Raw genomic sequence first — 13,566 nt, forward strand, 5'->3', positions numbered from 1 at the left:
ATGATGTTCAATTGTTGAGTGGTTCTTTAAGCGATATCAGCAGGGTTTCGTCAATTTTCGGACTGATGGATTCGAGATAGGCCGAACTTTGGGCTTTTTTATTTTCGACAAAAGGACGAACCTGGAACAACCATAGTTTATCATTTTTAAAACCGAATTCCATGTCAAAGGGTCCTTTGGTTCCCTTTTCCATGAACTTTTGCTGAAGTTCCTTATCAAATTCTTTTAATGCCAGCATATTATTGTTCGTCAGAATGCGATCTTCAAAACTGGTATTTCGTTTTTCAGTGCCACCGGATTCCGGGAGTACTGTATATTCAGACTCTCTTGCCGGCGCACTTAAAGAAGCAGTTCCATTCTTATGAATAACCCAGCTTTCTGCGTTTTGCCCTTCTACGGCACCACCTACACCCCTGCTAACTGCTACTGTAAGATCTTCCGGATCACCTGTAGCTACTCCTTTGGTAATCATTACTCCGGAAAGATCATTATTAACTCCGGGAATCACAACGATGGAAGGATAAACATTTTCAGGATTGCTCATGATTTTTTGACGCCATTTGAAACTTCTTTCTGTGTAAGGAGATGCCCAAACTTTTTTGATTCCCTCGATAATCTTTTCTTTTTCCCGTACGTTGAAAAGTGTGAGGTTGATACCGGCGCCTGAAAAGTTAGGAAGATCTTCCATATTGGTATCACTGCGAAGGAATACCGGTGCTTCACCAAAAGGTTTATGAAGAATATCCGAAAAAGCGTTGTTCAAATCCTTAAGGAAAGATTCCTTCAAAGGCATCTTGGCAAGATAATCTCGTAGCTCCTTCATTGCATCCAACTGGTAGGCTTCTATTTTAGCCTCTTCTATGCCGGCTTCTTTCATTTCTCGTGCGGTGGTGAAGGTCATGTTGAGATAATCCCAATAGGATATGGATTCACCAGGTATATTCTGTTTCATGTGGTCCAGAAATATTCCAAATGGAATTACAAATCCTTCCACAACATCATCAGGGAACATTTTTTTAAGTTCGCCCAGATTTGCTGCTTTGGGTCCACAGACCACCCCTGAGGAGGAGGCATCTACCGAACGCAGATCCAGAATCTCATCGACATCCAGTTTGAGTTTGTCAAGAGGGACTGCCACGACATCTTCAGATCTTTCAATTGCGGAGAACAATGACTTCTCTTCTTCCGACATCTCGGTGGCTGGTTTGATCTTTACGGTACCTTTTCGTGATACCGCATAGAAGATCATCTCTCCCTGGTGCGCTTTGAAATCTTCAAAATTTTCCATGGATATGGCGGCATTCGGAATGCCGAAACTTCTAGCCAATAATTGAAGATGGGAAACCATGTTCCCTTCTGAAACCGTCATAATCCCTGCGACGGGTTTAAGATCTGCCGGAGGATGTTCAAAAACATAGATCTTAGCAGGATCTACGTTTAAAGCTTCTGCATTTCCCGTAATAACCTCGAGTTTTCCCATGGCATACCCCGGATTGATACCACGGGTATGACCAGGATTTTTAAGATTCAGAATGGCGTTGTTCAATTCCGCTTTTATACTGACATATTCGCTAAGTTTACCTATAGCATCTCCCAAGGGCAGTGCTATGGAACCGCGGATCCTGTCATCCAGAAAGCCATGAGAAAGCGGTTCGAAACCTTCATATCGGTCTACGATTTTTCCATAAACGGCATTGGTCTTACTGGTACCCCATTGTAACAATGATCTGGAAGTAACCAGTAATTTATTCAGATCTGCCAATGTTATGGAATCCTGTTGTGTCTTTTCCAAATAGCCTCCTATTTGTTGCCATTCCCAGTTTTCCAAATAACCGGAGCCCGAAGCTGCAGTACTCAGGTCACAGATCCTTCTCAGCAGATCTTCCAAAGAGGTCAATTCGGTACCTTCCAGACGTTGTTTCAAAATTGATTCCAGCTTTAATGATAGCACTAATAAGGCTAGTCTACCCGCTTCATTTTTTTCTTTAAGTATATTTTCTTTGATATTCCACATCAGGTTAGCTATAGCTTCAATGATCGCCTGATCATCTCCAACCTCACTTAATTTGATCAGGTTATCAAGTTCTTTTTTAAATACATTTTCGGAGATATCCTGTTGATATTCCTGTAAAGAATCAATTCTAATCGGACTGAAATACAGTTCCATGGTTTTAAGAAGCGAATTGAATTGTTTTCTCAGATCTGTAGTAAGATCCGATCTATGATCATTCATAAAATTCTTTACCCTTTCTATATCGGAACGTTCTGGATTGCCGTGAATTTTAATTCTTAAATTCATAAAGGGATCATAGGCTTCTGCAATTGCTTTGGATTCGCTGCGCATTTGTTGTGCCAGGTTAGAATCTCCCGAGTGCGGAATATCTTTGAGCGCCTCCCTGATAAAGTAAAAGTGTTTCACGATATTCTTATCTTCCTTCAATAACCATTTGAAGAAATTATTCCCCCACTCCTGTTCATCTTCTGCCTGAATGGCTCCCCGATAGAATTGTGCCCGCTGATTGATCCAGCCATCGTCTATACTTTTCAGATATTTCTCTATCTGGTATTGTTTGATCCTTGAATTATAATTGTTTTCATCCCAAAATGCATCCTTATCGGTGTTGGTTAGGATTTGCCCCAGATAGATTCCCTGAGTTTTTCCCAATTCAATTACCGATGCTTTGTATCGCGCATGTTGATATCCTCCAATATCATCCGGGCAGGGATCTTTAGGCATTCGTATACTGCCGTCGTTACAAAACCATCTGAGATCCTGATAGGGTCCTCTGGGATCCTTTTTGAACGCTTCGATCATACTCCGTATTTCCTTATTATCCTGAGCATGAATACCGGCATGAAATACTAAGGAAGCTACTAAAGGAAGTAATTTGAAATATTTGATACTCATAGGGTTATGATTAATATGTATACAAAATACAAGAAAATTCAGTATAAAAAATAATTTTCAGAGCATTAATAACAGGATGCTTTTTCATGCTTTATCGTTATTCCAAAAGTCCTGCTCGCTTCAATTCATGTTGGAGCATGGTAAATAGTTTTACCGATGATCTTTTTAGATAAACCAATCGAAAGGCAGCGGTTAACCAGATATTCTTTCCGATGGATCCTACAAGGGCGGAAATACGTTTACGCACCGGTTTTTGAAGTCTTTTTTGAATGATATGCATGTTTATTTTCTGACTTTCGGGATACGGTAAACTCGCATCTTTTCCAAATTCAGCTTTTGATCGTGCACTAAATGCCTTTTCCAACTTGAGGTCTGGAATGATCGGAAAATATTTGGATCCATCCGGGTCACGGGCAGGACTACTTACTTCAAAGCGATCAATAGCCATTGTTACGGGTATACTACCCAATCGTTTTTCACAATTTTCAATTTTTATGGTAAAGTGATAACGCAAAAAGTCCTGACAATTTTTTCTTCCCAGTTCAAAATCATGATTGCGGAATTTTTGCTCCATAAAACCGGCAAAGCCACTTAACGGAGCCGATGCCAGAGGATGATCTGAATAGATATTTTTGCTTCCCGTATTTATTTTTTTACTGGGAGCAATCAGAAATTTTGTTCTGTCTGAAAGAGAAAGGGCATCCATGATACCATCCTGATTGAACATGACTTGATTTCTAAGTGCTTTGAACATTCCCGCTGCCACATTCCATATCGTATTCTCTGTTTCAGGCATTATATCTTCATGATCCTGATTCGGAAATGGATCAACCATGATCACTGCATAGTTATCGGAATTTGATAAGCCGGGATTCTTTTGCTTCAGCACTTTTAAACCGATTCCATAAGGTTCATTATTGATAAGTCCGCCATCGATTGAATTAAAGGTATAGTTTTTTTCATGTTGCGGAAGAATCGGTGTAATGCCTTTCTTTTTTCCAAAGAGATAATTGGGATAGCGTTCGATATAAGTAGCGGAGATGGATACCTCCCTTGAGCGTAAGACAATTGGGAAGGCTGCGGTGCTTAGCGTTGCATCTCTCAGATATTCAAGATCCTGATCTGAATTGAGATCCAGCACATAATACAAAGCGTTTTTCTTTTCGGGTATTCCTCTGGAAAAAGTAGTATTGGCCATCTTATATCGGAAAAAGCCTCCATGACTGGTAATGATATGGGAGGCTCCGGTATGATTCAGATCATCGAAATCTACTTTGAAATTAAGACCTCTCAGATTCGTAGTGGTAAGTATCAGATCCAGATCTTCAGATATGTATTCCGGGTAATTGATAGTCTTGGGCCTTCTTAGCGCTTTATCAGCAAGAATCTCTATGGCGTTACTATTCAGTAATGACATCGGGGTCATATCCGGTTTCAGATCATCCGTTTGCAGCATTTTTTCCAATGTTGTAAGTCCGGGTTCATCGGCCATCTGAACCCAGCAATCATAAAAAAGATTGTTCGATCTTTCCGGGTTATCAGAATTTACAGGCCTATGCATTGGATTGACCAGGCTGAGCAAACTAAGGGTTGCGGTAATTCCACCGGCCGAGGCACCACTGAGTACTTCGATTTCAACATCATGCATCGGTATGGAGTGGTCATAGTCAGGATGATCGATCCCCAATTTTCTATTTTGGTGCTTTGCAAGTTTCCATAGTTCCAGTGTTTCCAGTAAATAATCCATTACTCCGGCAGTATAGGCTCCAGCCGAAACCGCTCCTGCAAGCGTCAGACAAAGTTTGAATGTCTTTGGTTCTTTCAATGGTTTTGGTGGGTTACTGTGAACGGGAATGTCCAAAAATGAACACCCATCGGGATCTTAATACATGGCGGTTCTTTACGCAAAGTTATCTGCAATAACTTCCTTCAGGAAATAATTCGAATTCCTGAGATCAATTTAAAATATCCTTGTATTTACTGGCATCCTTCAGCACTTCATTAGCCGTTGCAATAGCTTTGTCATGACCTAAGTAATAGTTATAGAGTCCGTCTTGATAGAAATAGCGGGTTACCAATTCGTCTTCGATCTTTTTCTGAATGCTGGTTCTATAGGTGTCGAGTGAGTGTAATTTGCTTTCCTGAATATCGGATAGTAATTTTTGGTAGTCAGATTTAACCGAGTTTCCAAGCATATCCAGTTCTTCGCTATCCAAACTGTTTTTGAGCGCTTTTTCGGCATCGGTTTCATAGTTGAATCCTGTATTCTTTACATATTCCTTGAATTGCTGATAACCCGTATCCGTAAATTTAAAATCCTTGAGTTCATCAACAGAATTCTTATAGTAATAATTTGTAGCGAAATCGAAGATCACATTGTTTACAGACAGCGCATCGATCAGGCTATTGCTTTGTAAACCTTCCACCATTACATCGGGCAGTACGCCTCCACTATCATAAACAGGTCTCCCATTACGGGTCTTGTATTCATTGTAATTCTTTTTAATCACTGCATTACCATTCTCATCCCGGTTCCAGTAATCCATAGACTGAATACAACGTCCACTTGGCGTATAATATCTTGAAATAGTAACTTTTAGTTGAGTCCCGTAGGTAAGTTTAATAGGCCTTTGAACCAATCCTTTTCCAAAACTACGCGCACCGATAATAACAGCGCGGTCAAGATCCTGCAAGGCACCGCTGACGATCTCACTTGCGGAGGCGCTGTTGCCATTGACCAGAATAACCAGTGGAATGTTAATATCTACAGGTTCTTTACGGGTTTTATATTCCTGATTGAACTTTCTGACCTTAGATTTTGTACTTACGATCATTTCCCCTTTGGGCACAAAAAGGTTGCAAACGGAGATGGCTTCACTCAATAGACCTCCAGGATTATTTCTCAGATCCAAAATGATCTTTTTAGCACCTTTAGATTTCAGATCTTCCAAGGCCTCTTCTGTTTGGGAGGAAGCTTTACTATTGAACTTAGAAAGCACGATATAACCGGTTTCAGCATTCACCATTTCATGAAAAGGAACGGCATCCACTTCAATTTCTTCACGTTCTACAGAAGTAGTATACGATTTACCCTGCCTCGTATAGGTAATGGCTACTGCTGAATTCACTGAGCCTTTGAGCAGTTCTGTAGCGTCATCTTTAAAATCAGAAATTTTAATATCTCCGATCTGAATGATCTCATCACCTGCTTTTAGCCCTGCCTTATCTGCGGGATATCCCTGATAGGGTTCTACGATAAGAAGACGGTCATTGAAACTGCGCACGATCGCACCGATACCTGAATATTCCCCTGCGTTACTGATCTTGAAGCTTTCTACGTCCTGTTCGTTCATAAAACGAGTGTAAGGGTCCAAATCTTCCAGCATGTTCTTAATAGCGGTGTCCATTAGCTCTGCCGGATTCGTCTCATCGACATAGTTCATGTTCAGCTCCTTGAACATGGTTGTAAATATTTCTACTTGTTTGGCTATTTCAAAATAGTCATTTCTATAACTGGTTGCCAGAAACAGAAAAGCTATAGCTATCAACGGGATCAGGATCTTCTTTTTCATTACAGCTTCTTTTTATTGCTAAATTCTAGATTTGAGAAGATTAAAAATAAGCATTAATTCTCAATAATGTAAGCGCCTGTAACTTATGTATAGCGTGTAAATGAAGGATGTCCTGGGTCAAAGTGCCTCTTCGCGGAATTTTTTAAGTAATTTTTTCATGCTTTTTTCCAGTGTATGGAAATCAGTGATCTCTTTTGAGGTGTAGAGGAACATGAATGCATGCGGTGTTTCAAGATGAGGTTTGATCTTATCCTTGTTAAGGCGGTACGCTTCTCTGATCAATCTTTTGATCCGGTTACGGTCTACGGCTTTTTTAAAATTTCTTTTGGATACGCTAACGGCAACCTGCACGATGGTGTCTTCGGGAAGTTCGGTTTGCAGATAGACCAGGCGCAAAGGAAATTTAGACACAGACCTGCCTTCTGAGAAGAGTTTATCGATCAGTTTACGGCTCTTTAATTTTTCCGTTTTTGGATATGTTTGGTCTGATTTCATAGCAGGGTATAAAAATAACAAACCTCCCCGAATAAAGGGAGGTTTGTGTATTATTTAGATCTGGATGAGGTTTAGTTCGCCTGATCTGCTTTGAAAGTATTGTTCTCTCTGTTAATATCGGCCATCAGCTGAGATGGATCGATCTCGATAGACGAGATTTCCGATTTAGCTTTGTTTATAGAAAAACCATATTCCGGATAAGCCCATGCCCAATCAGGAAGCACCGTACGCTTCATATCATATGGATTCGGTTTTTCGCCGCGCATCATTCGCAAAGGTGCATAGAAATATTCACTACTACCGTCTTTGTAATGAACGACAACATCAACTGGCATCGGCATTAGCCCGATACGTTCAAGAGTTACTGTGGTTTTGTCTCCATCTGCCGCAACGGCCTTAATACCGTAATCGATGGTATTGGTGGTCTGAGTCCAGTCAGTCAGATACCAGTCAAGTGACATTCCAGAAACTCTTTCGGCAGTACGTTTGATATCGTTAGGAGTTGGATGGGTGAATTTAAACGTGTCGAAATAACGTCTGAGTGTTTTAGCCAGATCAGCTTCGCCGATCACATACCCAAGTTGAGAAAGGAAGATTTCTCCTTTGCTATACGCTGCGATACCATAGGCAAAATTCGTAGCATAACGGTCTGCCTGCGTAGTTTGTGGTTGTTCCATACCGGATTTTACCAGGGCGAAATAACCGCGATAAGCACCTTTGAAAGGATTATCAGCTTTGCTATCCATTATAGCATCCATACACAGGTCTGAGATATAGGAAGTAAACCCTTCATCCATCCATTCATTCTTTGATTCATTACTTGCAAGAATGTGCTGGAACCAACTGTGTGCAAGTTCATGCGCGGTTACCCCGATAAGACTACCCAGTTTACGCTCCCCGGTGATCAGCGTACACATGGCATATTCCATACCACCGTCACCACCCTGGATAACCGAATATTGTTCATAAGGATATTTCCCTACGTGAGCCCCGTAAAAATCGATCATTGCAGCCGTTTTCGGTTGTAATTGTTTCCAGTTATCTTTTAGCTCGGGTTTGTTCTTGTAAAAGAAATGAAGGGTTGGTCCATTTTCCATCGGGTAAGTATCATGTACGAACTCAGGGTCAGCTACCCATGCAAAATCATGAACATTCGGAGCGATGAAATGCCAGGTTAAGGTCTTTCCTCGTGGCTGTTTCACTTTTGAACCGGCTTTTTCATAACCATGCCCGATCTCATTCGGATTTTGAAGATATCCTGTACCTCCGATGGTATAATCTTTATCGAGAGTGATCTTCACATCAAAATCTCCCCACACGCCTTGAAATTCACGAGCGATGTATGGGTGAGCCTGCCAGCCTTCAAAGTCATATTCAGCCATTTTAGGATACCATTGTGTCATAGAAAGCGCCACTCCTTCAGCGTTATTTCTTCCGCTTCTGCGGATCTGCTGGGGCACTTGTCCATTGAATTCCATGTCGAATTCCACGGTTTCTCCGGGAAGAATCGGTTTGTCAAGAGCTACCTCCAAAACGGTTCCTTCAGTATGATAGTCAAGTTTTTTACCATCCTTTTTCAGGCTGCTAACTTTTAAATATCCGATTTCATCCGGATTTAAAAGACTTATGCGGTCTTTTACTCTTCTGTCCGGATCTGAGATGGTACGGCTTCTAACGTCCATTTCGCTTCCGGGCTGGAATGCATTGAAATAAAGGTGGTAATAAACAGCTTTTAAGGTGTCGGGAGAGTTGTTGGTGTATTTCAGGTTTTGGGTTCCTTCATATCGGAAGGTTTCAACATCCATGTTCACATCCATCTTGTATGAAACATGCTGTTGCCAGTAATTATCCCTTTCGGTAGCAGGATTTCCTGCCATAGCTCCGAAAAGAGTTCCCAACCCTAAAATGGTAAAGAAGATCTTTTTCATAGGTTTGTTTTTAATGGTTTTAAGCCGTCATAAAATTCCGTGATCATTAACGGGAAAATCAATTTGAGGCTTTGAAATACATATTTAAAAAAAATAAAGCTGTCTTAAAAGTGTTACCCTAAGATATTTTCACTTTTAAGACAGCTTCGTAAAATTTTCAGATTACAAGTTCACTTTTCCTCTGGAAACTTTATCTGCCAGAATAATGGCATTATAAAGGTTCACCATTTTCCCTGATTTTGACAGGTCGGTAAACGGTTGTTTGTTATTTGGGTCACCCCCTACGATCACTTCTCCGGTATAAGGAAGACCTGAGTTCATGATGATATTTTTTACTTCTGAAGCGCTAAGCTTAGGGAAATAGGAACGGATAAGGGCAGCTACACCTGCAACTCCCGGAGCCGCCATTGAAGTACCCTGAAGGTATTCATATTTACTTTCCGGAACCGTTGAATAGATCTTGGTGCCCGGTGCAAATACGTCCACATTGATCTTACCATAATTAGAGAATGGAGCTACTAAATTTTCATTCACCTCATAGTTCAAAGCTCCTACGGTTAATACATTGTCAGCGAATTCAGGACCGTTGTTCTCCTGATCATTAGGATAATTAACTTCCTCATCAAGGAAATAGCTGTCATTACCCGCAGCATGCACAAAAAGCACATCGTGATCTGCCGCATATTTTAATGCATCATAAACCCATTCTTTGTGGGGAGAATAGCTTTTTCCAAAGGACCCATTGATCACTTTGGCACCATTATCAACCGCGTAACGAATGGCAAGTGCGATATCCTTATCGTACTCATCACCATTAGGAACAGCTCTTAATACCATGATCTCGGTATTTTTAGCAACACCATCCATACCGATTCCGTTATTGCGAACCGCAGCGATGATTCCTGCAACGTGAGTACCGTGCAAAGCATGCTCAAGGTTTCCGATCACATCATTATTTCCGTACTTGGTATCGGTAATATCTTCCGGATTATCTCCAACGATGGCTCTTCCATCAAAATCAGTGTTGAGGTTATATTCCAACTGATCCCCGAAATATTTAACACCCTCTTCGAGTTGTCCCTTGATAGATTCGATCGATCCGGCACGTTCCATCCAGTATTGTGCCATCTTAGCTGCTTCATTTACTACAGCATCATCCGATTCAATTCCTGCCAGGTCTTCGGCGGTATAGGAATCTTTACCAAGATGTTCTTTCAAAAGATCATCGGTCTTTGTCAGTCCTTCAAGAATTTGTGAATACCGATCATATCCCATTTTAGCTTCTCTGTATTTCTTGTCGAAATCAGCTTTTGCATTTTTATATTGTTCTGATCCGTCATCTCCTTTCTTGACGATTCTTGTAAGTTCAAGGTTTTCATCGTTTGATTCACCCAGGAAGTTCCATCCGTGAACATCGTCTATATATCCGTTCTTGTCGTCATCGATACCATTGTCAGGGATCTCGTTTTCATTGACCCAAATCACTGAGCTTAGATCTTCATGGTTGATATCAACTCCTGAATCAACCACCCCAACGATAACTTTCTTTCCTTCTCGTGCGTTGAGAATATCGTTATAAGCCTTGATCACGCTCATACCGGGAATGGTATCAGTAATAAGGTCTTCATGTCCCCAATGCTCTAATTGAGTTTCCGTTAGTTCTGCGTTCTTTGGTCCGATCGTACCGGAATATTCTACCGCAGTTAATTGAATGCCGGAGGAACCACATCCTGTTAAAAGTGTGACTGCAAATGCCGAAGTGGCTAAGTAAGTCTTAATGTTCATCTTAGTGTTTAATTAAATAATTCGTTAAAATCGTAGGTTCTGTCCAATCGAATACCTTTTTCGGTTTCTTTCAGCGTACATATCTCATGGTGTGCGTCATGCTCCAGGAAAAGATAAAAATCATTTTCAACCGCAGTTTTAAGGAAGGTATCCTTCTCAGACAAAGTCAGCAATGGTCGCACATCGTATCCCATTACATAGGGGAGTGGTATGTGACCGGTTGTGGGCAGCAGATCTGCCGCAAAAACCAGCGTCTTCCCTTTGTATCTGATATGGGGGATCATTTGTTTTTCTGTATGTCCGTCAACAAAAAGAATTCCGAATCCAAGTTCTGAATTCTCTAAATAACCGTTGGTTACCGGAGTGACGAAGTTTAGCATCCCGCTTTCTTCCAGCGGGAGTATATTTTCTTTTAAGAAGGAGGCTTTTTCTCTTGCATTCGGATGTACAGCCCAATCCCAGTGCGCTTCGTTACTCCAGAATCGCGCATTTTTGAATGCGGGTTCGAAACGGTCTTTATCCGCATTGTATCGAATGCTGCCACCACAATGATCGAAGTGAAGGTGTGTCATAAAAACATCGGTGATTTCATCCCGATGAAATCCATGAGCAGCCAGAGATTTGTCAAGGGTATGGTCCCCCCACAGGTAATAATAGCTGAAAAACTTCTCGGATTGCTTATCACCCAGACCGGTATCGATAAGGATTAATCGGTTACCATCTTCGATCAGAAGTGCCCGGGCAGCTATATCGATCATGTTGTTTTGATCTGCCGGATTGGTTTTATTCCAGATAGACTTAGGAACAACACCGAACATCGCTCCTCCATCCAGTTTAAAATTACCGGTTTCCACAGGGTATAGCTGCATGAATAATTTTTTTAAAAAGGCCTCGCAAATTAAGAAAAGGGAATCAGAAAAGGTAAATAATGGCCTCTTTATTAGGTGTTTTTTAACATTTTTATATTTTTATGAACTTATATTAGCGCAACAACCAAGCCTATGTTAGAACTAGCAGGAATTGTTATACTCGGTATAATTGCTCAGTGGGTAGCCTGGAGATTCAAAATGCCTGCTATCTTACCGCTCATACTTATCGGACTTTGCGTTGGACCTTTGTCTACGTTAGTTACCGATGATGGAGCGAAACTGATAGAACCGGTTTGGCACCCCGAATTGGGGCGCGGACTCTTTCCCGGAGAAAGCTTGTTTCATTTTGTGTCGCTGGCCATCAGTGTTATCTTATTTGAAGGAGGACTCACGTTAAAGCGCAATGAGGTATTGAATGTGGGACCTGTGATCATCAAGTTGATCACGGTAGGAACGGTGATCACTTTTTTGGGAGCCGGAGTGGTTTCGCATTTCCTTTTCGATCTTAGCTGGCCGATCTCATTCCTGTTTGCATCACTGATCATTGTGACCGGACCAACCGTAATTACGCCGATTCTGCGAAATATTCCGCTCAAGAAAGATGTATCTGCCGTATTGAAATGGGAAGGTATTCTAATCGATCCCATCGGTGCAGTTGCAGCGGTATTGGTATTTGAATTCATTTCGATTGGTCACGGTCAGGAATATACGCAACAGGCACTGATTGAATTTGGTAAAACCGTGGTGGTAGGATTTTCCATAGGATTTTCCTTTGCCTATGCGCTTTATTTTGCGATCAAAAGAAATACCATACCGCATTTTCTGTTAAATGTTATTGCACTTTCCTCGGTCCTGATGGTGTTTGTCCTGTCTGAACAGTTCGCTCATGAGTCGGGACTACTTTCAGTGGTGGTCATGGGAATGGTGTTAGGAAATATTGACCTTCCGAATATCAAGGAACTATTATATTTTAAAGAATCACTTAGTGTATTACTGATTTCCATTCTCTTTATCCTACTTGCAGCCAACATCGACATGGAGGATCTTTATCTTATCTATAACTGGAACACACTGGTGCTTTTTGCTTGTGTGGTGTTTCTGATCAGACCGGTGGGGGTATTATTGAGTACCTGGGGATCCGGACTGAAATTCAATGAAAAGATGTTTATCAGTTGGGTAGGGCCTCGTGGTATCGTTGCTGCTGGTATCGCTTCACTTTTCGGTACACGTCTTGCCCTTGAAGGAGAACCGGGAGCGGAGTATATCACGCCATTGGTTTTTGTGATTGTGTTGGGAACTGTATTGCTCAATGCAGCTACTGCTCGACTATTTGCACAGGTTTCAGGGGTGTTTCTCAAGGAATCTACTGGAATTCTGATCGTCGGTGCCTCTAATGTCAGCAGGATTATCGCTAAATATTTGCAAAAGAATGGAAGGCATGTGGTGCTGATCGACAGCAATAAGGAGAATATTGAAAAGGCTCGTGCGATGGATCTGGATGCTGAAGAGGCGAATATATTTTCTGATGAACTTACCGATAATATCGAATTCAATGATATCGGATATCTCATGGCATTAACCGCCAGCGAAGAAGTGAACAAATACGCCATCGAACGCTTTAAGCAACATCTCGGGGAGAACGGTGCTTTCAGGCTTATCACTTCCGAAGAGATGAAAGAGCCTTCCAATACGCCAAATGAACTTTTGTTCTCCAGAAAGGATGACTATATCAATCTAAGTGAAGTGTCCCGTGACTATCCTAAGATCAATGAGATTGAGCTGGATAGCAGAAAGGATTTTCTTGAGGAGATCGCAAAACTCAACAATGAAGAAGATGCTATTCCGATCTTCATCAAAGACAAGAATGGGGAACTTCACATCATCGCAACCTACAGTGAGAAAATGGATATTGAAGAAGGCTTTAAGCTGGTGTACCTGGGGAAACCAATCGACCTTATCAATGATGAAACGATCGCACACCGAAAGCCTGAAGAATCAGTAAATTAAAA

Annotated in this window: 8 protein-coding genes; 1 reads left to right on the forward strand and 7 read right to left on the reverse strand. The window is 41.4% G+C overall.

Annotation, left to right across the window (positions count from 1 at the left end):
- Positions 1–7: 7 nt before the first annotated feature.
- The 7 genes from DMZ48_RS02040 to DMZ48_RS02070 all read right to left on the reverse strand — a co-directional run bounded on the left by DMZ48_RS02040 (position 8) and on the right by DMZ48_RS02070 (position 11,557).
- A complete protein-coding gene (locus DMZ48_RS02040; protein WP_143953432.1) occupies positions 8–2,908 on the reverse strand; it encodes a PEP/pyruvate-binding domain-containing protein in 2,901 nt (966 codons plus the stop codon).
- A 97-nt stretch (positions 2,909–3,005) separates the two neighbouring features.
- The gene (locus DMZ48_RS02045; protein WP_162558645.1) at positions 3,006–4,733 is read right to left on the reverse strand and encodes a patatin-like phospholipase family protein; all 1,728 of its coding nucleotides are present in this window, start codon (positions 4,731–4,733) and stop codon (positions 3,006–3,008) included.
- A 130-nt stretch (positions 4,734–4,863) separates the two neighbouring features.
- Positions 4,864–6,480, reverse strand: a complete 1,617-nt coding sequence (locus DMZ48_RS02050; protein WP_143953434.1) for a S41 family peptidase — start codon at positions 6,478–6,480, stop codon at positions 4,864–4,866.
- A gap of 117 nt (positions 6,481–6,597) precedes the next feature.
- Positions 6,598–6,975: a ribonuclease P protein component gene (gene rnpA, locus DMZ48_RS02055; RefSeq protein WP_143953435.1), complete on the reverse strand. Its 378-nt coding sequence runs from the start codon at positions 6,973–6,975 to the stop codon at positions 6,598–6,600.
- Positions 6,976–7,046: 71 nt separating this feature from the next.
- Positions 7,047–8,903 carry a M1 family metallopeptidase gene (locus DMZ48_RS02060; RefSeq protein WP_143953436.1) on the reverse strand — a complete coding sequence of 619 codons (1,857 nt, stop codon included), beginning with the start codon at positions 8,901–8,903 and terminating at the stop codon, positions 7,047–7,049.
- A 162-nt stretch (positions 8,904–9,065) separates the two neighbouring features.
- On the reverse strand, positions 9,066–10,688 hold the full coding sequence (locus DMZ48_RS02065; protein ID WP_143953437.1) for a S8 family peptidase: 1,623 nt from the start codon (positions 10,686–10,688) through the stop codon (positions 9,066–9,068).
- 8 nt (positions 10,689–10,696) lie between these two features.
- Complete coding sequence (locus tag DMZ48_RS02070) at positions 10,697–11,557, reverse strand: MBL fold metallo-hydrolase (RefSeq protein WP_143953438.1); 861 nt, start codon at positions 11,555–11,557, stop codon at positions 10,697–10,699.
- A gap of 132 nt (positions 11,558–11,689) precedes the next feature.
- On the opposite strand from DMZ48_RS02070, the gene DMZ48_RS02075 reads away from it, so the two are divergent.
- Positions 11,690–13,564 (forward strand): cation:proton antiporter, encoded by a 1,875-nt coding sequence (locus DMZ48_RS02075; protein ID WP_143953439.1) that lies wholly within the window; start codon positions 11,690–11,692, stop codon positions 13,562–13,564.
- The last annotated feature ends 2 nt before the right edge of the window (positions 13,565–13,566 follow it).

Origin of the sequence: Robertkochia solimangrovi (assembly GCF_007279655.1) — a bacterium.
GTDB lineage: Bacteria > Bacteroidota > Bacteroidia > Flavobacteriales > Flavobacteriaceae > Robertkochia > Robertkochia solimangrovi.

What these genes read in the sequence shown, in the direction of transcription:
- DMZ48_RS02040 (WP_143953432.1), bottom strand. Translation starts at nt 2,908, where the DNA reads ATGAGTATCAAATATTTCAAATTACTTCCTTTAGTAGCTTCCTTAGTA.
- DMZ48_RS02050 (WP_143953434.1), bottom strand. Translation starts at nt 6,480, where the DNA reads ATGAAAAAGAAGATCCTGATCCCGTTGATAGCTATAGCTTTTCTGTTT.
- rnpA (WP_143953435.1), bottom strand. Translation starts at nt 6,975, where the DNA reads ATGAAATCAGACCAAACATATCCAAAAACGGAAAAATTAAAGAGCCGT.
- DMZ48_RS02060 (WP_143953436.1), bottom strand. Translation starts at nt 8,903, where the DNA reads ATGAAAAAGATCTTCTTTACCATTTTAGGGTTGGGAACTCTTTTCGGA.
- DMZ48_RS02065 (WP_143953437.1), bottom strand. Translation starts at nt 10,688, where the DNA reads ATGAACATTAAGACTTACTTAGCCACTTCGGCATTTGCAGTCACACTT.
- DMZ48_RS02070 (WP_143953438.1), bottom strand. Translation starts at nt 11,557, where the DNA reads ATGCAGCTATACCCTGTGGAAACCGGTAATTTTAAACTGGATGGAGGA.
- DMZ48_RS02075 (WP_143953439.1), top strand. Translation starts at nt 11,690, where the DNA reads ATGTTAGAACTAGCAGGAATTGTTATACTCGGTATAATTGCTCAGTGG.